The organism is Paenibacillus sp. Y859 (assembly GCF_056786405.1).
The window spans coordinates 799,086-820,598 of sequence record NZ_JBXCIZ010000002.1 but is presented as its reverse complement, the minus strand read 5'-3'; the positions used below and the strand labels follow the sequence as shown (position 1 = coordinate 820,598).

Genomic DNA, 21,513 nt, shown 5'->3' with positions numbered 1-21,513 from the left:
TGTATAACTACAGCATATTCTTTTTCCCTTCGGTGAGAAACAGGCATGCGCCTATTATTCTCCAAACACTTTTCAAATCTATAGCTTTCATAAACCCTCAGGTGTACAATTTCAATAATGAATTGAAGTAACCTTTACTTGGGAGAGGAAAACTAGGAGGAGTATATACATGCTTAACAATCAACAACTTCAAGATATTCAAGATCTACAACAACTTTGCGAGAATGCCGACCAGCTAGCCCTCAAGCTTAACTGGGAGATGTTACGTAACCGAAAGACAGAGCAAAAGCATGATTATTTCCGTTATGTGGGAGATACACTAACTGGTTTCCTAGGTGTCTATACGTTCGGCAGTAAGTTAGAGATCTGTGGCATGGTGCATCCTGATTATCGTCGTAGAGGAATTTTCACTTCATTGTTAAAAGAAGCTCTACAAGATTCAGCAATTGCAGGCTATTCTTCACTATTGTTAAATGCACCTGCTAATTCGATTGCTGGGCAAAAGTTTCTTAATGTAACCCCTTGCCAATATGAGTGCTCAGAGTATCAAATGCGATGGGATTCCACGCATAAAGAGGATCCATCATTGTCCAATGAACAACTCATTTCACAGCGGAAAGTCACCATCCGGAAGGCTGTACATGATGATATCAATGATTTAATTCGTCTTGATAAAGATGGCTTTGAGATGAGCGATGAGGATGTACTGGATATGGCTCAGATATTAGCTAGCGATGGTCTTCATCATATGTACATGATAGAATCCGATGGCGTAATGGCAGGTAAAATTAATGTATTACCATCGGAAGCAGAGACTTGGATCTACGCCTTCACTGTGGATCGGGCAGTTCGTGGCCAAGGAATTGGACGGAGAACGCTCCAACTTATAATCGAGCAGGAACAACCTAACGATAATGAATTATGGTTGGAGGTAGCTGTACATAACCCACAAGCCTTGAAATTGTATGAATCCTGTGGGTTCGTTACACAAGAGAAGCAAGAATATTATCAATATACGGGTTAGATAACTTCGACGGAGAAGTAATAGTCAGATTGCCCTTGATCTAAGAACCAATCACAGTAAATTTTATATAAATATATCCCTTTATCATTCGGAACGAAGTAAGGATCACCATTGGAATCAATGTTTGTAATTGAAATTGTAAATTCCTTGATTCCTTTGGGAGCCTTTGCCTCTACCTTTGATCCTTTAGTAACAATGGTTGGCGTCAATTCAGGTATAGATCCATCCACGCTTACACAACTACCTTCATTGAGAAAAGAAGGAGCACACCAGGTGTAACTGCTACGAACAACATTTATTTTAATGCCATCAATTACAATCTCTGGTAAGGGTGGTTCCGCTGACTTTACCCATTTTGAATTTATGCTTTGTTTAGCAAGTTCTTCGGTTTTCGAGTTATTGTTTCTATCGCCCATTGTATATCCAACATAGAAAACACAAGCAAGTGAAGCTATTATTAACATTGAGATCAACAACCTCTTAATCATTTAAAATCACCCCTCTCACTTAAGACGGCGGTCTTTGTCTATAAGTTACAATATGTCTCTCCTTAGTTCATATGTTGATTCACACAATCCCTGTATAGAATGAAAAAATGACACACTCGATTCCAACCATCTCAGCCCAGTCAACTAGCTGTTCTGTCGTTACTTTGTAAGAGAATACGGTATGATGTGCTCCTCCTGCAAGGATCCATGATTCAGCAGATACTGAAAGCGAAGGTTCAGGCTTCCACATGACGCGTGCAACAGGTTGTTTTGGCATCTCATGTTGCGCTTTAACTGCATCGACTACGTTGATGATAAGACGGAAACGGTTGCCCATATCTACAAGGGATGCTACTAAGGCTGGACCACTACGACAATCAAAGATCATACGAGCTGGATCTTAGCGATCCCCAATAGATAATGGATGAACCTCAATACGTGGCTTATCCGCCGCGATCGTTGGACATACTTCCAACATATGAGAACCAAGAATCAATTCGTTGCCAGGTTCGAAGTGGTATGTATAATTTTCCATGAAGGAGGTTCCTTCATTACGAGCAATGATCTTCATTAGACGAAGTAAAGTGGAGGTCTTCGAAGTTCGTTGTAAATGTTGACTTCCGGTTACAAACCAGAATTGAAACGGTTTTACTTTTAGAATGAATAAAACTTCCTACATATTATTAACAATATATTGTACGTACAACACTCGTTATTCTCTTTCTACTCGTAAAATAGTTGGATTTCAAGTAGAGATTACAGATCTCCCTATGATTAGGATGCATTCATGAGGATAAATGATGTACAATATAATTTATAAGTTCTATAAGAATTTTAGACTGAAATGAAGGATGGATTAATGATGTATGTAGCACACGATTGGAAAGATTACGAATTATTAGACACAGGTAATGGTGATAAGCTGGAAAGATGGGGCGATGTCATCTTACGCAGACCGGACCCACAAATTATTTGGCCATTAGAAAACGAAACAGACACATGGCGTAAAGTTCATGGTCACTACACGCGTAGTTCTGCAGGTGGTGGTCAATGGGATATGAAGAAACCGATCCCTGAGCGCTGGAGTATTTCATATGATAAATTGAAATTCCATATTAAACCTACAAGTTTCAAACATACTGGTCTATTTCCTGAGCAAGCTGTGAACTGGCGCTGGATGATGGATAAAATTGCTGATGCTGGTCGTCCCATTAAAGTATTGAATCTATTCGCTTACACTGGCGGTGCTACCGTTGCTGCAGCTTATGCCGGAGCAGAAGTTGTACATGTCGATGCGGCAAAGGGTATGGTTCAGTGGGCTAAAGAGAATCTTCAACTTTCTGGTCTTGCTAACCGTCCAGTACGCTATATCACAGATGACGTATTTAAATTTGTACAACGCGAACAACGTCGTGGGAATAAGTACGATGCCATTATTATGGACCCTCCTTCCTATGGACGTGGACCAGGTGGCGAGATGTGGAAGCTGGAGTCAAGCTTGTATCCGTTTCTAGAGAGCTGTATGGAAATTATGTCGGACAAGCCTCTCTTTATGCTGATTAACTCCTATACGACTGGCATTTCGCCAACAGTTCTAACCAATATGCTGACTATGACGATGGCACGTAAATATAGTGGGAATATATCTTCCGGTGAAATTGGTTTACCTATCACATCTTCTGGGCTGACACTGCCTTGTGGAATACTAGGTCGCTGGGAGGCTTAAGTTTATGAATGATGTAGACACATCGGGCTCAAATATACCGATTCTTTATGAAGATAACCATCTTCTTGGAATCGTCAAGCCTGTGAATGTACCTACTCAAGAAGACGCATCAGGGGATCCTGACCTAGTTAATATTCTCAAGCAGGATATAAAGGATCGTTATAATAAACCCGGCAACGTCTATGTTGGTCTTGTCCACCGACTGGATCGACCGGTTGGAGGGGCGATGATCTTCGCTAAAACTTCGAAAGCCGCTTCTCGTTTATCCGAGTGCGTTCGCAGTCGAAATTTCCGTAAAGTGTATTTGGCTGTCATCCATGGCACTCTTCCTTCTTCTCATGGAAGATTAACAGATATGCTATTAAAAGATGCGAAGACCAATACGGTAACCGTTGTTCCGCGGGGAACGGACGGCGCTAAAGAAGCCATCCTCGACTATAAAGTTATCGGAACTTCTGACAAGTTAAGTCTAGTACAAGTCGAACTTCTGACGGGTAGATCACATCAGATACGTGTGCAATTCAGCCATGCAGGTCATCCACTCTATGGTGATCAAAAGTATGGTAGTCAACTAAATAAAGTCGGACAACAAATCGCCCTTTGGTCAGTATTTGTCGGCTTCCCCCATCCGGTAACGAAGGAAGAGGTTACTTTAGTATCCTCTCCCCCTTCGCAATATCCTTGGGATTTGTGGCCGCAGGCACTCACTGAACTGTAGTCTTCAAATGTTCAATATTTGCAGCACTTCTTAGAATAGTTATAGGGGAACCTTCTAGGTTAATCTATTAACAATCTGAGAGGTGTATTTTTATACAATCAAACGTAATTAAGAGTTATAATGATGGATGAAGGCATAAACTTTTTTGATCATGCTGATATTTATGGTGGGGGTAAATCTGAGGAGTGTTTCGCACAAGCTATTGACATGAATTCTAGCATTCGAGACAACATGATTATCCAGAGCAAATGCGGAATTCGGGATGGTTACTTCGACTTTTCTAAGGAACATATTTTAAATTCAGTCGATGGCATTCTACAACGTTTACAAACGGAGTATCTAGACGTTCTACTATTGCATCGTCCAGATACTCTAGTAGAACCTGAAGAAGTTAACGAAGCTTTCACCATATTGCGCGACAGTGGTAAGGTCAGACATTTTGGAGTAAGTAATCAAAACCCTATGCAGATTGAATTACTTAGCAAGTACATAGATCATAAGTTGATTATTAATCAATTGCAGTTAAGCATTACCAAGACAGGAATGGTACGAGATTTACAGAGCAGCCGGAAATAAACTTCCGTAAATACTATAGGGAAATGACAAAGTCCCCCCTTGTAAGTAAGCACTCAAAAACTCATGTTATCATGGGATACGAGTGAACTTGAAGGGGGGATATTTTTCATGATCCTTATTTCTTTCGGCCAATATATAGAAGATGTGAGGAAATGCCTAATAGAGCTGGATCTTGCGCTGTCTGTATAAGAAAATCTACCAGTTGCGCATATTCCTCAGTACCCTTCTGTTTCCAATAAGATAGCTGCTCTTCATTTAATAATGCACCGATATTGGTTGAACCGATGAGATCAATGGATTGAAACCCGTTACTCTCCATGAAAGGATTAATATCTTCTACGTTGTAAAAATAGGCGCCTGTATATCTTCCTTCATCACTATGGTTAAAGATACCATTGTTCATAAACTCTTGAATGGCTTGCATATTATCATTCGGCTTCCAATGATTCGGAGATAACAATGACGCAAGTGCATGATTCGTGCGAGACCGAAAAGCAACAAATACATAACTACCACTCTTCGTCACTCGGTGAAGTTCTTGAACAGCGGTACGACGATCAATGTCATTCTGTAGATGATACATAGGTCCTAGCATCAACGATGCATCAAATGATTCGTCAACGAACTGCGATAAATCCCGAGCATCCGCTACATGAAACCCATCAAACAATGAGTCCACACCATACTGATACGCCTTCTCTTTTGCTATTTCAACAAGTTTGGGGGTAAGATCTGTTAACGTCATCTGATACCCTTGTTGTGCAAGGGCAATGGCATACTTACCCGGACCCGCTCCATTATCCAATATATGACCCTTTGCCGGAAGATACTGTTGGATGTAATGCCGATTCACCGTAAATTCGAGTGGCTCTCGATCTAACCGGCCCCACTCTCTCTCCCCAAAGCTATTGTAATAATCAATGACTGGATCGGTCATATACAGCCCCCCTCTTATGATCTCTATTCCCAACTTCGCTCATGAACCCCATCGTTCAAAGTAATACTCATACCACCACCCGTACTTCCTGAAGTATCCACATCACTATCCACTTTCATGTTAAATTCAGTAGTATGAAGCCCTTCAGAACGAGGTGGAATTCTAACAGGTGACAAAGTGATCACAGGCAAAACAGGTATGTTCGAATCTGATAATCTCAAGAATTCAGAAAATTTTATCGCAGGTACAACTTCAACGAGATCTCTACTATTGTTCTTAAGTATCAATTGGCATGTACCCGTAAATTGACGATCCTTAAGAACATAATCACAACTCGCTTGTCGACGATCCACTTCCACTGCATACACTCCTGAGGCGAATAAACGTTGATAGCTCGTCGTTAACCAACCTGCTGCATTACCCACTAACATCAGAATAACGATGAAAGCTACAAACTTGTTGTGATTAAGAGCTCTGTCCATGAAGAATAATACTACCAATAATAGAGCAATAACAAATAAGTTCGCAAAGTGCCATCCCTTCCCATTGTCACCAGAATGTATAGGCAGACCTACCGATTGAAACAGCCATTCGACTGTCATTAGCGGTCCCGGATAGCGGATACTCAGTATGATGATCAATGATAATAATATTATGGAGATCAGCAGAGAACGCCGATCACGGATGAATGGAAGACTTTCTTCCTCCCTGCGGTCGTATAAACGATTTACTTTATTCTTTCTCATGAACATAAGTAACCTCACCTCGCTTGATCGATATAGTATATAACGTCAACTGACTCAAGAAGTTACCACTATTTACATCAAAGGAGGAACTTAGCCTAGTGATTTATCACCCTATCTTCTCTGTATACACTTTTCCCACCAAAGTTTCGATCTCGACCATATCTCCTTTTTGCAGAACAAAGTTCAGAAATTTACGTGAGATCTCTGATCCGTTAAGTTTCATCGTCTTAATATTCTCTAACTCCCAACCAAATTCATCATATACATCCATATCAAAAATAACGTCATTTAAAGTTTGCACGATATCACCCTTCTGTCCATTATGTAGTAATTACAATACTATCATAACCGTCGTAAATTTGGGATTGCTGCCCTTAACCGCTCAAAAATATGGACATTCCTTCTATCTCTTGTTAAGCCCCTGCTGGCTCATCAAGAAAAGAAAGAATGTCCAACTTATACGAACGATATTTACAACTTATTTCAATCCAGGCATTATTTCTACTCGCTCAACCTTATTCGGATCTTCAATACTATACATCCAAATATATAGCTCAGCATCACTTCCCTTGAAATCCTTATAAATATCAATCGATTTGTTCTTACCGTCCCCGGAGAAGTTTGCAGTAAGCGGTCTACCATAATTCCTCTTCCCATCCACTAATCTATAAGTCTGACTGAGTCCGCCAAAATTCAGATCTGAACTTTCACTCTCCACATAAAGATGACCGTCCTTTGTGTAATACGTCCATTTCACAGCGTATCCATTCAATTCAGTTAACGTTATTTTCTTATCATCTCCAATATCCTTTAGATGAATTGGTTCAGCGCCACCATCATATCTAATAATTTCATGCTTCTGCACCCATGTCACAAGGGAATCCTCCGTGATTCGCACCTGAGTAGGGAGTTCAAATCGGAATGTCGTTTCATAAGGCGTGTTTCCACCATCACTATCGGACCACATACCTCCATCTAATACCGTCCCATTAACATCTAGTGAATATTGAGCATATGGAAGCTTTAAGTATTTATCGTTGTGGGTTACTTTGATTTTTATTTGGGTAGGTGTGACTACCATTTCCTTAAGCACCGCATCGTTGGATCCATCATTTAATGGTATATTCATATCTCGTTTAAAAGTACCTGTTTTCATCTGAGATTTATGAAGCACAAGATCGAAATTCCATGATTGATTTAGTCTCTCTTCTTCTCTAGTATATTCCAACTCGTATGTTGTAGATTCCTTCTTCAAATCAGTCAGACGGAAATACTGCTGACTTACATACTCACCCTGTTCTCCAGGAGTGCCGAATACCCCACCCCCTAGGTCATACAACGCTGTCTGTCCTTCTTTAGCGTTAATTCTCGGATATGCCCAAGCCTTCGCTTCAGATTGACTGAATATGACGGATGAAGAGATCATGGCCGTGTCTTTATCTTGGATGAACGATTGAACGTTCACTTTTTCTATTCCATCCTGCTTGATATCAAAAGATTGGATGCCATCCTCTAATGGATTAAATGAAATATCCTTCTGTATATTTGATAGAAACTGTAAACCGCTCGCTGTAAATTGTACTCTAGCTTCTTCTTGATCCGGTGTCCATTCCGTTTCAAAGTAGCCTGTAAATCGTTTATTCTGTTCATCCCATCGTTGACTACTATAGTTCCCTTCAATGACTACTCCTTGTTCATCTTCTAAAGTCATATTAGAGAAGTTCCATAACTTATTCGGATGATCTCCTAAATCTAAGCTATACAAAATAACGGTGCGGTTATCATCCACAATCGCCGTATGAAGCGTCAATACAACACCATCATTCCTCACCGATTTCTCAACAACCTGACCTAATCCCTGCGTCAGTGCTGACTGAATCCCAATTCTCCCTGATAGAACATCACTCCACTCTACATGAAACGCAGCATAAACCGGTGTTGCAAGAATCAGAACAGCTGCGGATGTAGCAATGATGCTTTTACGCAAATGAAATCTTGGCTGCCGTTCAGTCACAGTTATTACATTACCTTCTGATCGATCTCTAGCCTTCTGTATGTTACCCCACATCACATCAAAATCAGGATAGGTTAGTTCTTTATCATCTTTTAAATGCTGCGATAGCGTTTCCTCTATGTCCCTCATCCACATTCCCCTCCCAAGCTTCTTGATAACCGTGCTCATCCAATATCTTTCTCATTAACTTCATACCTTTATGAAGCCTTGATTTGACTGTGCCTATAGGTATTTGTAATATATCCGATGTTTCAGATAGGCTTAAATCATGCACATATCTTAGTGATACCACTGCCCGAATCTTATGTGGTAATTGGCTCAGAAAGCCGCTCCATTCCTTGGCTGTCTCTCGGTCTTCAATGACAGAGTCAACAGACTTATCGAATGTCACTCGATAGAGCCGCTGATTTCTTTGCTCTTTCATTCTTAAGCTACGATTTCTTTTCAAATGATTCAGACAATGATTGACTGCGACTCTTATGATCCACGTTTTGATAAATTCGATTTGTTGCCAATCTTGTCTGAATACGGTGATAAATACATCTTGGCACACATCTTCTGCATCAGAGACATTGTTTAACATGTAATAACAGGTCTTATATACATCTTTGTTGTACCTTTGGAACAAATCCTGCTCTGTCAAACGTCACCCTCCTCTCAAATCAGCTATACATCATAAACAAATGCCAACACAAAAAGGTTCATTCTATCAATCTGCAAAAACTGACTATCCCAAGATGGAAATCCATAGATATAAACGATAATTTATCAGAAAATAGCGGAAATTTTATAGTTTCTACCTGCATGAAGTGACAAACTTTTCTATGATTTAATGATATATTAGATCTACACTTAGTGAACTAAGTGTATAAATGGAGGGATCAATATGGGAGATTTAGAAATGGATATCGTGTCAGAAGAAATCATTGTAGATGAAGCAGAATTATCCGACCCTACCGAAGACTTGACGGAAGAAATCCTTAGTGAAGATTCTGCTGAGGAAGAAGTCGAAGAAATTGAGGAAGTTGAAGATGTAGAAGACGACGATGCTGAGGATTCCTTCGAAGATGACGAGGATCTCATCTAGAAGTCAAGAGGTTATGAACTCCCTTCTCCTTGAACAACATACGATACAAAACCAACCTGTTCATTTATGAACAGGTTTTCATTTTGTTTAAGAAAAACGGCTAAATGATGTACAAGCAACTATTCGTCCTCAAGCTCGATTCCTTTCGTTTCTTTCCCTAGAAAGAGCACAGCAGCAGCTCCAATTAGAATGACTACGAAGAACATACTAAAAATAACATCAATCGCAACGTCTCGAGAAACTAGTAGCCCTACTAACAGTGGAGCAATAACACCACCAACACGTCCCATAGCCGTTGCAAGTCCTACTCCGGTCGTACGAACCTTTGTAGGATATAGTTCCGGGCTATAGGCGTACAGTCCACCCCAGGCTCCCAAGTTAAAGAAGGATAAGAATATACCGGACGTAATCAACATGCCAACAGATGTTGAATATCCGAACCACACTGCACTCACAGCCGTCATCACTAAATAAGTCACAAGGACGAATTTACGTCCGAATTTCTCAATGAAATATGCCGCTGTGAAATAACCCGGTAATTGAGCTAAAGTCATAATTAACACATACTCAAAACTCTTAACCAGACTAAACCCTTTAAGTGTCATCACCGTGGGTAGCCATAGAAACATGCCATAATACGAGAATACGACGGTGAACCATAAGATCCACAGCATAATGGTAGAACGACGATACTCCATCGACCATACTTGTACTACTTTCTCACGAAATGAAACTTTGCGTAGGCCACTTTGTTTGATGAAACGTGGAGGATCTTCTATCGCACGTCGTAGGTAAATTGCGTAAAATGCTGGAAGTGCTCCAATGACGAAAGCTGCCTGCCAGCCATATTTCGGAATAATAAAGTACGCAATAAGTGCAGCGCATATCCAACCAACTGCCCAAAAACTTTCCAATAACACTACTGCACGCCCCCGCTCTTTGGCAGGCACAGATTCAGACACTAATGTGGATGCAACGGGAAGTTCTCCTCCCAGCCCAATACCAGAGATGAAACGTAATAAACACAGTACACCAAACCCAGTAGCTAGCGCAGATAAGCCACTCGCTATGGAAAATATTAATAATGTCCACAACAAAATGGATTTACGTCCATAACGATCTGCCATAACCCCTGCTAAAGCAGCACCGAGCACCATCCCTACAGAGCTTATACTTGTAAGAAAGCCAATCTGGCCCGCTGAGAGAGACCATTCCTCTTTTAGGGCAGCGACGATAAATGATATAATCCCAACATCCATAGCATCGAACAGCCAGCTAAGACCCACTCCGAAAAGTAGTTTACGTTGTTTGGGATTTCTTAATACTTCTATCTTGTTCATATGTATGACTCCCTTTTGATGTCTCTACGATTATTCATCTGATCATACCACTTTGGATGTAATCTTACCCAAAAGATAAATAAGAAGCTGTTGATTATGCGATGAAATACGATTTAACATATTGGATAGAAAAGCATCACGAATTTGCATACCTCGTTCTGCTTCCTGCTTGCCCTTCTCGGATATGGATACCCAGACAATTCGTCGATCGTCGTGATCTCGTTCCCTTGCCAACAGACCGTTCTTCTCCATTCGATCTAGAAGCATAGTAACCGCAGCAGGGCTCGTGGCTAGATAGGGGATGAAATCAGAAGGTTTCATCGTGCCGCGTTCCAGGATGACTTCTAGAACAATTAATTGAGGTTCTGTCAGTATAGGCGTAAGCTCGCTATCCATATGCAGTTTATAATCTTTACTGAGCTGGGACCATAATTTCGCGAATTCGGAAGTCTGCAATGGTATACCTGCCTTTCTATTATAGAACTTTATTTAATTAATGAATGATTTATCCATCTTCCTACTCATTCATTTTCGTGATAAATGTTCCAATTCCTTCCTAGATCCTCTTATTTTCTTAAATAAAAAGAAAACAGCCCCGCTAGAACTTAAGCGGGATGTCTTCTCACATATCACATTATTTCTCAAACAAATCAATAATTTGGTCATTCTTCTCTAGATGAATCAGTTGCTTACCTGTCGATTTTCGTTCAGCAATTGGAGCTTGTGCGGAAGTAATCACATTCGAAATTCCCGCTTGGCTAACCACAACGATCTCCACAGGCTCCTTACTGTAAAAAGCTCCGGCTAAATAGCTACCATTGCGCTTCACACGCTTACCTTCCTTAAATTCAAATGTTGGTAACCCTTTTCCACCACGGCTTTGCGGTAAATAGTCGGCCAAAAGTGAACGTTTAGCATAACCAATATCACTAATCGTCAGAATCTCACCTTCATCTTCATCTACCCAGAGTGCAGACACAATCTCATCGCCCTCACGTAACTGTATTCCCTTAACACCGGCCGATACTCGCCCCATGGCGTTTACTTCTTGTTCATTGAAGCGAATACACATGCCATCTTTACTTACTAAGAGGATATCCTGGTTACTGTCACTCATCGTAACGGAAATAATCTCATCTTCTTCTCCTACTTTACATGCAGCAACTGCATTAGAACGAGTAGTCATATATTCTTTCAGCTCAGTCCGCTTCACTTGGCCTCTCTTCGTAACAAATATAAGGCTCTTACCAGGATCATCCAATGCTGTCGCATGTATCACTCCAATGATGGCATCCTCTTTAGATAGGTTTATAAGATTAACGATGGCCGTTCCGGCATCTTTCCATTTGAATTCAGGAATGAGATGAACCGGCAACATGAAATATTGTCCTCTTTGTGTAAAGACAAGTAAGTTATCGAGTGTATTGAGCTCCATTACCTTCTTAAGATAATCGCCTTCTTTGACGCCTGAACCATCCCGTTCCCCACCAGAGCGAGTAAAAGATAACATATTCGTTCGCTTAATATAACCGTCTTTGGATAAGGTTACGATCACATCTTCAGAGCTGACTAGTACTTCGAGATTCACCTTAATCTCTTCCACTTCACCTTGGATAACAGATCTGCGATCAATTCCATACCTATCTCTTATATCCATCAATTCTTTGCGGATCAAAGCGACTAACTTCTTATCACTTTCTAAAATAGCACGTAAATTAGCTGCTTTCTTATTGAGCTCATCCATTTCTTTCGTCAATGTTGTGATCTCTAAGTTCGTTATGCGATAAAGTTGCAACGTCAGAATGGAATCCGCTTGGCGCTCAGTAAAGCCAAACATCCACTCTAAGTTGTTCTGTGCATCCTGACGGTTCTTAGAAGCCTTAATGGCTGCAATGACTTCATCCAGAATGTTCAGCGCCTTAACTAGCCCTTCTAGCACATGTAGGCGATCTTCTGCTTTATTGAGATCATATTTAGTTCTGCGCGTAACAACTTCACGTTGATGATCAATATATGCTTTCAAAATAGGCTTAAGCCCTAATTGTTGTGGAGCTTTGTTAACAATCGCCACCATATTGAAGTTATACGTAATTTGCAGATCTGTTTTCTTCAACAAATATGACAAAATACCCTGTCCATCCGCTTCCTTCTTAAGCTCGACGACGATTCGTAGCCCTTCTCGACCACTCTCGTCACGAACTTCAGCAATACCCTCGACTTTTTTCTCCAATCGAATATTCTCCATCGCTGTAACAAGGCGTGATTTAACGACTTGAAATGGGATTTCCGTAATGACAATCTGTTGCTTGCCACCACGTAGAAATTCAATTTCCGTCTTAGATCTTAAATATATACGACCTTTACCGGTACGATAAGCATCCATGATGCCTTCTCCACCCATGATTGTTCCACCAAGTGGGAAGTCTGGGCCCTTGATAAATGTCATCAATTCTTCAAGCTCAATCTCAGGTTTCTGCATCACAGCAATACAAGCATCAATCACTTCGCGCAAATTATGCGGGGGAATCTCAGTAGCAAATCCTGCCGAAATTCCACTCGCACCATTGACGAGTAAGTTAGGATACCTTGAAGGCAATACGGTTGGTTCTTGTGTAGTGTTGTCGAAATTATCTTTAAATAGGACTGTTCCTTTTTCGATATCACGCAGCAATTCTAAGGCAATTGGAGATAACCTTGCTTCTGTATAACGCATTGCTGCTGCTGGATCATCATCAATGGATCCCCAGTTCCCGTGTCCATCTATAAGCGTATGACCCATCTTCCATGGCTGAGCCATACGTACCATCCCATCATAAATCGATGAATCTCCATGTGGATGGTAATTCCCCATCACATCACCGACAGCTTTGGCCGATTTGCGATAAGGTTTATCAGGCATGTTACCAGAGTCGTACATCGAATATAGGATACGCCGTTGTACTGGTTTCAATCCATCCCGTACGTCAGGAATGGCACGATCTTGAATAATGTATTTAGAGTATCGACCGAAACGATCTCCTACGACCTCTTCTAAATATACCGGTAGAAATTCTTCTGATAAACTCACATTTTCACCTTCTATTCTACAACATCTGTAAAGTCGACATTATCTACAATCCAGCGTTTACGTGGTTCCACTTTATCACCCATAAGTGTAGATACTCGTCGCTCCGCCTTGGCGGCATCTACAATCTCTACTTTAAGCAATGTTCTCAACTCTGGATCCATCGTCGTTTCCCATAATTGCTCAGGATTCATTTCACCAAGTCCTTTGTAACGCTGCAATTCATACTTATCTCCGAATTCCTTCAAATAATTCGCAAGCTCTTCGTCACTCCATGCATAACGCATCGTCTCAAGCTTACCCGATTTACGGGTGATCTTGTACAATGGCGGTTGAGCGATATATACACGGCCAGCATCAATAAGGGGTTTCATGTAACGGTAAAAGAACGTTAGAAGCAATACCTGGATATGTGCTCCATCCGTATCCGCATCGGTCATAATAATAACTTTAGAATAATTGCTATCTTGTACATCAAATTCTGTTCCTATTCCCGCACCAATGGCAGATACAATAGCACGATACTCCTCGTTCTTGAGGACATCAGCAAGCTTAGCCTTCTCTGGGTTCAACGGCTTCCCTTTCAAAGGAAGAATAGCCTGAAGTTTAGAATCCCGACCCTGTTTGGCCGAGCCACCCGCGGAATCCCCTTCCACAATGAATAGTTCAGTGCGCGTAACATCTTTGGACTGTGCTGGCGTTAGCTTACCATTCAGGTTAGAACTCTCACTACGCTTCTTACCTGTTCTGATATCGTCTCGAGCTTTCCGAGCTGCTTCACGTGCTTTGGATGCCTGAACTGATTTCTTGATCAACGTTTGAGCGACCTGAGGGTTCTCTTCTAGAAAGATCTGCATCTTCTCTGATACGATGGCGTCAACCGTACTTCTTGCAGAGGCACTTCCAAGTTGATCTTTCGTCTGCCCTACAAATTCAACATCCGACATTTTGATACTGATGACAGCCATCATGCCTTCACGTAAATCTGAACCTTCTAGATTCTTATCCTTTTCTTTGAGTATGCTCGATTTTCTCGCATAATCGTTCAACACACGAGTGTAAGCTGTCTTAAAACCAGTTTCATGAGTCCCCCCACCCCGTGTAGGAATGGAGTTAACGAAAGAGACCAATGTTTCCGTATACCCAGCATTATATTGAAGGGCTACCTCAACTTCAACATCGTCTTTCTCTGCATTGAAATGAATAACATCATGAAGAACATCCTTACCTTCATTTAAATATTCAACGAACTGACTTGCTCCACCTTCATAGTAGAACTCATCTTCCTTATCAGCTCTACTGTCCTTAAGGACAATACGAAGTCCCGAATTGAGAAATGCAAGCTCCATCACACGTTCAGCCAATGTATCATAATTGAGATGAATTCCTGCTGTAAAGACTCGAGCATCAGGTTTGAATGTCACTTTCGTACCCGTCTTATTGGTGTTACCTAACTGCTCTAATCCCGCAGACGGTTCGCCTACATGTTCTTTCCCTTGCTTATCAACCCAATATTCGAAACGCTGGCGATGTATTTTACCATCACGATAGATCTCGACCTCAAGCCATTCAGATAAAGCATTCGTTACTGAAGCGCCCACACCATGTAGACCGCCAGATTTCCTATATCCCGAACCGCCAAATTTACCTCCGGCATGCAGAATCGTAAATACAACCTGTGGTGTCGGTATACCCGTTTTATGCATTCCTGTTGGAATTCCGCGTCCATTATCTATAACTGTCACGGATCCGTCTTTGTGTAATGTAATTTCAATTCTTGTGCAGTATTTGGCAAGATGTTCATCCACCGCATTATCTACGATTTCCCATAACAGGTGATGAAGTCCCGAAGTACTCGTACTACCAATATACATTCCTGGTCTTTTGCGAACCGCAGCCAGACCTTCGAGCACTTGAATGTCGTCAACATCGTATCCAGTTTGGTCTATACTACCGCCCTTAGATGACTCTGCAAACAAATCGATACTCTCGACCATTCATGCTCCTCCTTTGTAGATCTTTATGTAGGATTCGAAAACATCACATGCAAACAGATGTTTTCGTATCCTTGTCTATTTTAGTTCAAGATATCCCGTTTCGTAAAGACAGTAAATGACACAATAACCGAACCAAGTGCCCAAACCCCCAGTACCATCAATGAAAAATTAAGATTCATCCCTTCGATGGGAGCTGGTGTTCCTGATAAATAGTTCGTAAGCTGTAAGTTTACCATAAACAAATATTTAGCGCTTGTCCATGCAGATGCCATATTTGTCAGAATATTTCCTGCTATAAGTGCAGCCATCATGACTACAATACTGGCAGCCGTACTTTTCACTAACACCGATACCATGAATGCAAGCAAAGCAACGACTATGGCGACGAACCATATCAATCCACATTGCATCAACAAATACTCCCACTGTGGTACCGCATGTACAGCGGACATATCGACATCAGCACCTGACATTTGGAATCCGGTAAACACAGGCATATTAAACCCAGCATAACCGAAGAAGGCTCCTGAAATCAGATAACTGATAGCAAAAGTTGATACAACAATCAGCGAAACAAACATCATGAGCGCAATAAGCTTACTCAGCAGTACTTTCCACCTTTTTACCGGTCTTGTCAATAGCATCTTTATCGTACCCGTCGTTCTCTCCCCAGAAACAATGTCCGATGCGATAGCCATAATAAGCAATGGAATGAACAAAGTGATCGAATTATCCATGAATTGTCTCGTAAAGGTTACGCCATTCGGTTCTTTAGGATTCACATCATGATCCAAATAATACTGAAGCTGTTGTATGAAAATAAGTCGATACTTTTTCCACTCTTCCGGAATTCGATTACTTCCCAAAGAGTTCTGATTGTCTGTAATCTGCTGTTGAGTTTCCAGTCTCCAATCCCCGTTGAACTTGTCCCGAGTCTGCTCGGACGAACGCATCTGCGCATAGGTGAACATGGGGACGAGTATGAGTAAGATGAGTAGAATGATGTGAAATCGTTTCTTTTTAATAAGTTTGATACACTCGTTCTTGATTAATGGGAGGATATTACTCAATGTTCTCACCCTCAGTCATTTGTAGAAATAATTGTTCCAGTGTTGGATTAATCTTATTCACGCTCTTCACAGCGATACCCGCACTAACTAATTGAGCAATAATCACAGGAATCAATTCCTCCTCGTTCTGAGTAACAATCGCATTAGCCGACATTCCTGCTATGATCGTATCATCAAGTAAAAATTCAGCAGATTCGACCACTCGAACGCCCTCTTTTGCTAAAAGTATTTTCCGTCCCTCCAACATCGGCTCCACATCCCAAATAACATAACCAGCATTCTCAGACACCAATTCATGCACTCCACCCACAGCAAGCACACTACCTTGACTAATAATGGCCACTCGATCGCACAGCAATTGAATTTCACTCAAAAGATGACTTGATACGAATACCGCCATCCCTTCGTTTGCCAACTGCCTTATAAATACACGAAGCTCTTTGATTCCCTTAGGATCAAGACCATTCGTTGGCTCATCCAGAATAAGTAATTTGGGACGACCTAACAACGCTTGAGCAATTCCCAGCCTCTGACGCATGCCAAGTGAATATGTACGTACCTTATCATGAATCCTTTGATCTAACTTTACAATGTCTACAACCTCTTGAATTCTCACAGCATCTATACCAGACTGCATACGGGCAAAATGTTCTAAATTCTCCCACCCAGTAAGATACGTATACACTTCCGGATTTTCAACAATCGAACCTACATATTGTAGTGCATTTTCCTGGTCACGATTCACATCATAACCGTATACCTTGATCGTGCCACTGCTTGGCTTAATCAGATCGACCAGCATCCGAATAGTCGTCGTTTTTCCCGCTCCGTTAGGACCGAGGAAACCAAAGATTTCACCTTCTAGCACATTAAAAGTAACGTCCTTAATGATCATCTTTTTACCAATTCGTTTACTAATATGATCGACGGAAAGCACAATATTATCTACCATATGTATATCCCCCTTTATGCGTCTGATTTACTGTATTCCTTGAACAATTCGATCAGCGATTTGTTGATATCCATCACCATTAGGATGAAAATGATCCGTTGATAAATACCGCCCTAGATGATGTGTAAACAAATCATATGTTGGCACTAATAGCATGAACTTATCTTGATTAATTGTGGTTTGTGCTATGTTATTCCATGTGGTAACAACCTCATTGCCGATCGTTGATAGTTGTTCTATATCCCCAAAAGGATTATATAACCCTACGTAAATAATGTACGCATCTGGATTAATCCCTCTTAATTTCTCCAATGCCAGTTGTAATTGTTCTGACGATTTAGGTAGTACACTCCGAAGTTTCTCAGCAGTTATATCACTAGCTAATCCATCTGACTGTGCTGAATCTGTTGACTCATCTGACTGTGCTGAACCATCCTTTTGCCCTTCTCCAGAAGATAACAGCTCGGCTCCCTGGAATAGATCATTACCACCAATTGAAAGGATGATGATATCTGACTGCTTTAGTACGTACTGTACACCCGGTTCATCTAGCTTCGTCACTAGACCTTCAGTAGTCAGACCATTGATCCCTAAATTGTTGAGCAATGTTGTCTTTTTGCTACTATTCTTTGAAAGAAGTTCCACACTTCTTTTCACATAGCCCATCCCCGTATCGTCGCCTGTTCCTTTCGCCAAGGAATCACCTATGGCAGAAATTTTATATTCCTTTTTCTTGTCCATGGCATCGGACACTCCCTCTCCTAATTGCTGAGATGGTCTAGGCAATTCCGTCCCTGCCTGCGGCGCATTCACATCTTTAATGGCATATATAAACCCAACTAACAATAGTACTGTTGACACAATCGAGACAATGCTCACACTACGCCAGATCCAATTACTTGAATTCAATGATCATCCCTCCATAATCTCGGTAGAATAACTCCGTCATCCGCAACACTCGACAAATAGATTAACTATATTTACATTAAGACTTCTATAATTAATTTGCAAATGAGGATTGCATTGATGTAACAGTTACTGTCGTCGTCAGGAAGGAGATTATGCTTCCGAGGGTAGCGATACTTTGTATCGCTTTCAGCTATGGGCTACAGGTACTCAACGTTAGTTCCAAATTAGTCCTCTAAATCCGCCACAATTTCTGTTTACCCCGTTTTAGTTGCTCAAACAACACTTATTTACTCGAGAAACCCCACTTTTCAATTGCCTCATTAAGCGTATCACAGTTTCAATTTTTAACGGAACACACTGACACTATTCCAACCCAAAACACCAATATGAAATTGTAACGGAAGTACAGGCCTCTATATGCAAATAAACAGCCTAATATTAGAAAAAAGCATCAAATAAGGTCGCTCATTTCCGTTACAATTTTAAAAGAGGCGTTTCGGGCAGATTAAGGTCTGTAGCTTCCGTTAAACTAGAATACATACCAGGTTTCTACTCCACCATCTCAGCTACGTTCTCCATGATAGAGTCGTGAGACAAATGCGCTCACTCCGCTCATTACAGAACCTATTCCCGTTCTTCATCAACTTTCACTTCAGAATGATATCTCATAGTTTCAAAAAAACGGCTATACCGCCCTTTTCAAGGGACAGTATAGCCGTATAATTTTGTATGTCTATTTTATTTACTAATGAACTCTTGCACCCAGTGACCGTTATAGTAACCTACTCCGATAGTTGTGAAGTTAGCACTCAAAATATTAGCACGATGTCCCTCACTATTCATCCAAGCTTGCATAACATCTGCCGGAGTCTTTTGACCTTTCGCAATGTTCTCGCCTGCATAACTATACGAGATGCCATATTGTTTCATCATGTCAAATGGAGATCCAAACGTTGGAGATTGATGAGCAAAGTAATTATTATTATTCATATCTTTCGCTTTATCTAGAGCCATATTTGCTAATTTAGCATCTATTACCAATGATTTCAATCCCGCTTTACTTCGTTCTTTATTCACTAGATCCACGACCTGAGAAGTAACACTAGACTTATCTGTAGTTGTATCATTCGTCGTAGTGTCTGTTGGTTTTGTCACTGGTTTTGTCTCTGGTTTCGTTTCTGGCTTTGTTTCTGGTTTCGTTACTGGTTTCGTCTCTGGCTTTGTTTCTGGTTTCGTTTCTGGCTTTGTTTCTGGTTTCGTTACTGGTTTCGTCTCTGGTTTCGTTTCTGGCTTTGTTTCTGGTTTCGTTACTGGTTTCGTCTCTGGCTTTGTTACCGGTTTTGTAGGCTTAGTAATTGTCACTTCTTTATCCACGACTACTGTCCATTCTCCACCATTATTTTTAATCCACTCTTGAATATACGTTTTCAAACTATTATAGATACCGTAGTTATTGTTATTGTTCTGAACAGAAGTAGCCGATGCTGACCCTGGTAGTGTTATTCCCACAGCCAATACAGTAGCAATCGTCCCCGCCATCAATGATTTTATAAATGTTGTTTTCATTTATCCATCTCTCCTTTGAATCGATTTGTGTCTTGCATCTACATGCAACAGAATAGTTACAATATTGTCACCAGCAATGAATTCATTGTAACATGCTAGTTTTCAATTAAAACCCACAATTATTGGAAAGTACCTACTAATCAATAGATACCAACGGAAAAAACCTTACATAAACCACCGTTTTCACTGTGTGTTTACATAAGGTAAGCTACTACTCTACTATTAATCTTAAGAAGATCTAGCCGATTCATATGCCCTTATTTTGCTTCGTCAATATTGTCCTTCGTAATTTTCTTATATTGGATCCACACATATTGATTGTCCGTAATCTCAAAACCAACATTATCCTTGGTAGGTGTTTCTCTATTCGCTAACAGTGTAGCTAGAATTAGAGCAGCTTTACCTTGGTTATCGAAGTCATTAAGTACAGTTCCTAACATCGTTCCTTCTTGTAACGCTTTTATTGCTGGTGCCATTGCATCTACACCTACAACAGGCATATATTTATCACCTTTGAAATAACCTGCATCTTTTAATGCTTCAATAGCACCTAGTGCCATATCATCATTATTCGCTAGAACCGCCTCAATACTATTTCCCTTCGATTTAAGGAACGCATCCATTTTTTCTTGACCTTTCACCCGATCCCAATACGCTGATTCTTCAGCAACCTTTTCCACTTTAATACCAGCAGCTTCAATCGCTTCAATCGCATACTTCGTACGTAATTCAGCATCTTGGTGACCGGGTTCACCTTTTAACATGGCATATTGGAGTACACCATCTTTGTTCTTATCTGCTTCAGGATGTAATCTCCAGTAATCAGCAATAATCTCGCCTGACATCGTGCCCGATTCTTCAGCCTTCGCGCCGACATAATAAACGTTATCCCATTTCTTCATATCATCTGCAAGTGGTTCTCGATTGAGGAATACGACAGGAATGTTAGCGCTCTTCGCTTTATCAATAATAATGCCAGCCCCTGTCCGGTCTACTGGATTAATAATTAGCGCATTCGTTTTTTTCGTAATAAACACATCTACTTTATCATTCTGAGTCAATTGAGAATTTTGGCTATCTACAATTTCGACCTTTACTTTTCCTTCGGCACTACTTTTAATGGAGTTCCGAACACCCGTCATGTATGTATCTCCGAATCTGTAAATCGCTACACCAATATGAGGCAATTTACCTCCGTCTGCCGAGCTCGAGCAACTTGCCATAACTGATCCGAGTAGCGCACCTATGAGTAAAGCGACTGTCATTCTTTTGATCATTGATATGGACCTCCTCCATAAC

General features: G+C 40.9%; 19 protein-coding genes and 2 pseudogenes. 5 read left to right on the top strand and 16 right to left on the bottom strand.

Annotated elements, in window-relative coordinates; translation table 11 throughout:
* Positions 1-169: 169 nt before the first annotated feature.
* A complete protein-coding gene (locus AC1TO8_RS08900; protein ID WP_482055201.1) occupies positions 170-1,024 on the top strand; it encodes a GNAT family N-acetyltransferase in 855 nt (284 codons plus the stop codon).
* On the opposite strand, the gene AC1TO8_RS08895 is transcribed toward AC1TO8_RS08900, so the two are convergent.
* Complete coding sequence (locus tag AC1TO8_RS08895) at positions 1,021-1,512, bottom strand: hypothetical protein (RefSeq protein ID WP_482055200.1); 492 nt, start codon at positions 1,510-1,512, stop codon at positions 1,021-1,023. The two genes, AC1TO8_RS08900 and AC1TO8_RS08895, sit on opposite strands and share 4 nt — an antisense overlap.
* Before the next feature lie 79 nt (positions 1,513-1,591).
* Positions 1,592-2,107 (bottom strand): annotated as a pseudogene (locus AC1TO8_RS08890) (L-arabinose isomerase); the annotation flags it as partial.
* Positions 2,108-2,374: 267 nt separating this feature from the next.
* Between AC1TO8_RS08890 and AC1TO8_RS08885 the strand changes: the two are divergent.
* The 3 genes and pseudogenes from AC1TO8_RS08885 to AC1TO8_RS08875 all read left to right on the top strand — a co-directional run.
* Entirely contained in the window at positions 2,375-3,238 is an 864-nt protein-coding gene (locus AC1TO8_RS08885) for a class I SAM-dependent methyltransferase (RefSeq protein ID WP_482055278.1), read from the top strand.
* Between the two features lie 4 nt (positions 3,239-3,242).
* A complete protein-coding gene (locus tag AC1TO8_RS08880) occupies positions 3,243-3,956 on the top strand; it encodes an RluA family pseudouridine synthase (RefSeq protein WP_482055199.1) in 714 nt (237 codons plus the stop codon).
* Between the two features lie 120 nt (positions 3,957-4,076).
* Positions 4,077-4,505 (top strand): annotated as a pseudogene (locus AC1TO8_RS08875) (aldo/keto reductase); the annotation flags it as partial.
* A gap of 142 nt (positions 4,506-4,647) precedes the next feature.
* On the opposite strand, the gene AC1TO8_RS08870 reads toward AC1TO8_RS08875, so the two are convergent.
* The 5 genes from AC1TO8_RS08870 to AC1TO8_RS08850 form a co-directional block, all read right to left on the bottom strand.
* The gene (locus AC1TO8_RS08870; RefSeq protein WP_482055198.1) at positions 4,648-5,469 is read right to left on the bottom strand and encodes a class I SAM-dependent methyltransferase; all 822 of its coding nucleotides are present in this window, start codon (positions 5,467-5,469) and stop codon (positions 4,648-4,650) included.
* Between the two features lie 23 nt (positions 5,470-5,492).
* Positions 5,493-6,215, bottom strand: a complete 723-nt coding sequence (locus AC1TO8_RS08865; RefSeq protein WP_482055197.1) for a hypothetical protein — start codon at positions 6,213-6,215, stop codon at positions 5,493-5,495.
* A 106-nt stretch (positions 6,216-6,321) separates the two neighbouring features.
* Positions 6,322-6,516 carry a hypothetical protein gene (locus AC1TO8_RS08860; RefSeq protein WP_482055196.1) on the bottom strand — a complete coding sequence of 65 codons (195 nt, stop codon included), beginning with the start codon at positions 6,514-6,516 and terminating at the stop codon, positions 6,322-6,324.
* Between the two features lie 177 nt (positions 6,517-6,693).
* Entirely contained in the window at positions 6,694-8,358 is a 1,665-nt protein-coding gene (locus tag AC1TO8_RS08855) for a DUF4179 domain-containing protein (RefSeq protein WP_482055195.1), read from the bottom strand.
* A complete protein-coding gene (locus tag AC1TO8_RS08850; protein ID WP_482055194.1) occupies positions 8,315-8,872 on the bottom strand; it encodes an RNA polymerase sigma factor in 558 nt (185 codons plus the stop codon). The genes AC1TO8_RS08855 and AC1TO8_RS08850 overlap by 44 nt, the downstream gene beginning before the upstream one ends.
* A 243-nt stretch (positions 8,873-9,115) precedes the next feature.
* Between AC1TO8_RS08850 and AC1TO8_RS08845 the strand changes: the two genes are divergently transcribed.
* Positions 9,116-9,316 (top strand): hypothetical protein, encoded by a 201-nt coding sequence (locus AC1TO8_RS08845; protein WP_482055193.1) that lies wholly within the window; start codon positions 9,116-9,118, stop codon positions 9,314-9,316.
* Positions 9,317-9,435: 119 nt separating this feature from the next.
* On the opposite strand, the gene AC1TO8_RS08840 is transcribed toward AC1TO8_RS08845, so the two are convergent.
* The 9 genes from AC1TO8_RS08840 to AC1TO8_RS08800 form a co-directional block, all read right to left on the bottom strand.
* Positions 9,436-10,656 carry an MFS transporter gene (locus AC1TO8_RS08840; protein WP_482055192.1) on the bottom strand — a complete coding sequence of 407 codons (1,221 nt, stop codon included), beginning with the start codon at positions 10,654-10,656 and terminating at the stop codon, positions 9,436-9,438.
* 42 nt (positions 10,657-10,698) lie between these two features.
* Positions 10,699-11,112 (bottom strand): MarR family winged helix-turn-helix transcriptional regulator, encoded by a 414-nt coding sequence (locus AC1TO8_RS08835; protein ID WP_482055191.1) that lies wholly within the window; start codon positions 11,110-11,112, stop codon positions 10,699-10,701.
* 178 nt (positions 11,113-11,290) lie between these two features.
* Entirely contained in the window at positions 11,291-13,723 is a 2,433-nt protein-coding gene (gyrA, locus tag AC1TO8_RS08830) for a DNA gyrase subunit A (protein ID WP_482055190.1), read from the bottom strand.
* An 11-nt stretch (positions 13,724-13,734) separates the two neighbouring features.
* A complete protein-coding gene (parE, locus tag AC1TO8_RS08825) occupies positions 13,735-15,717 on the bottom strand; it encodes a DNA topoisomerase IV subunit B (RefSeq protein ID WP_482055189.1) in 1,983 nt (660 codons plus the stop codon).
* A gap of 80 nt (positions 15,718-15,797) precedes the next feature.
* Positions 15,798-16,787, bottom strand: a complete 990-nt coding sequence (locus AC1TO8_RS08820; protein WP_482055188.1) for an ABC transporter permease — start codon at positions 16,785-16,787, stop codon at positions 15,798-15,800.
* Positions 16,780-17,739 carry an ABC transporter ATP-binding protein gene (locus AC1TO8_RS08815; RefSeq protein ID WP_482055187.1) on the bottom strand — a complete coding sequence of 320 codons (960 nt, stop codon included), beginning with the start codon at positions 17,737-17,739 and terminating at the stop codon, positions 16,780-16,782. The genes AC1TO8_RS08820 and AC1TO8_RS08815 overlap by 8 nt, the downstream gene beginning before the upstream one ends.
* Before the next feature lie 27 nt (positions 17,740-17,766).
* On the bottom strand, positions 17,767-18,648 hold the full coding sequence (locus AC1TO8_RS08810) for a GDSL-type esterase/lipase family protein (RefSeq protein WP_482055186.1): 882 nt from the start codon (positions 18,646-18,648) through the stop codon (positions 17,767-17,769).
* Between the two features lie 738 nt (positions 18,649-19,386).
* Positions 19,387-20,214, bottom strand: a complete 828-nt coding sequence (locus AC1TO8_RS08805) for a CAP domain-containing protein (protein ID WP_482055185.1) — start codon at positions 20,212-20,214, stop codon at positions 19,387-19,389.
* A gap of 257 nt (positions 20,215-20,471) precedes the next feature.
* The gene (locus AC1TO8_RS08800) at positions 20,472-21,491 is read right to left on the bottom strand and encodes a galactose ABC transporter substrate-binding protein (protein ID WP_482055184.1); all 1,020 of its coding nucleotides are present in this window, start codon (positions 21,489-21,491) and stop codon (positions 20,472-20,474) included.
* Positions 21,492-21,513: the final 22 nt, after the last annotated feature.

What these genes read in the sequence shown, in the direction of transcription:
- AC1TO8_RS08865 (WP_482055197.1), bottom strand. Translation starts at nt 6,215, where the DNA reads ATGAGAAAGAATAAAGTAAATCGTTTATACGACCGCAGGGAGGAAGAA.
- AC1TO8_RS08855 (WP_482055195.1), bottom strand. Translation starts at nt 8,358, where the DNA reads ATGAGGGACATAGAGGAAACGCTATCGCAGCATTTAAAAGATGATAAA.
- AC1TO8_RS08840 (WP_482055192.1), bottom strand. Translation starts at nt 10,656, where the DNA reads ATGAACAAGATAGAAGTATTAAGAAATCCCAAACAACGTAAACTACTT.
- parE (WP_482055189.1), bottom strand. Translation starts at nt 15,717, where the DNA reads ATGGTCGAGAGTATCGATTTGTTTGCAGAGTCATCTAAGGGCGGTAGT.
- AC1TO8_RS08880 (WP_482055199.1), top strand. Translation starts at nt 3,243, where the DNA reads ATGAATGATGTAGACACATCGGGCTCAAATATACCGATTCTTTATGAA.
- AC1TO8_RS08845 (WP_482055193.1), top strand. Translation starts at nt 9,116, where the DNA reads ATGGGAGATTTAGAAATGGATATCGTGTCAGAAGAAATCATTGTAGAT.
- AC1TO8_RS08895 (WP_482055200.1), bottom strand. Translation starts at nt 1,512, where the DNA reads ATGATTAAGAGGTTGTTGATCTCAATGTTAATAATAGCTTCACTTGCT.
- AC1TO8_RS08815 (WP_482055187.1), bottom strand. Translation starts at nt 17,739, where the DNA reads ATGGTAGATAATATTGTGCTTTCCGTCGATCATATTAGTAAACGAATT.
- AC1TO8_RS08900 (WP_482055201.1), top strand. Translation starts at nt 170, where the DNA reads ATGCTTAACAATCAACAACTTCAAGATATTCAAGATCTACAACAACTT.
- AC1TO8_RS08800 (WP_482055184.1), bottom strand. Translation starts at nt 21,491, where the DNA reads ATGATCAAAAGAATGACAGTCGCTTTACTCATAGGTGCGCTACTCGGA.
- AC1TO8_RS08885 (WP_482055278.1), top strand. Translation starts at nt 2,375, where the DNA reads ATGTATGTAGCACACGATTGGAAAGATTACGAATTATTAGACACAGGT.
- AC1TO8_RS08870 (WP_482055198.1), bottom strand. Translation starts at nt 5,469, where the DNA reads ATGACCGATCCAGTCATTGATTATTACAATAGCTTTGGGGAGAGAGAG.
- AC1TO8_RS08805 (WP_482055185.1), bottom strand. Translation starts at nt 20,214, where the DNA reads ATGAAAACAACATTTATAAAATCATTGATGGCGGGGACGATTGCTACT.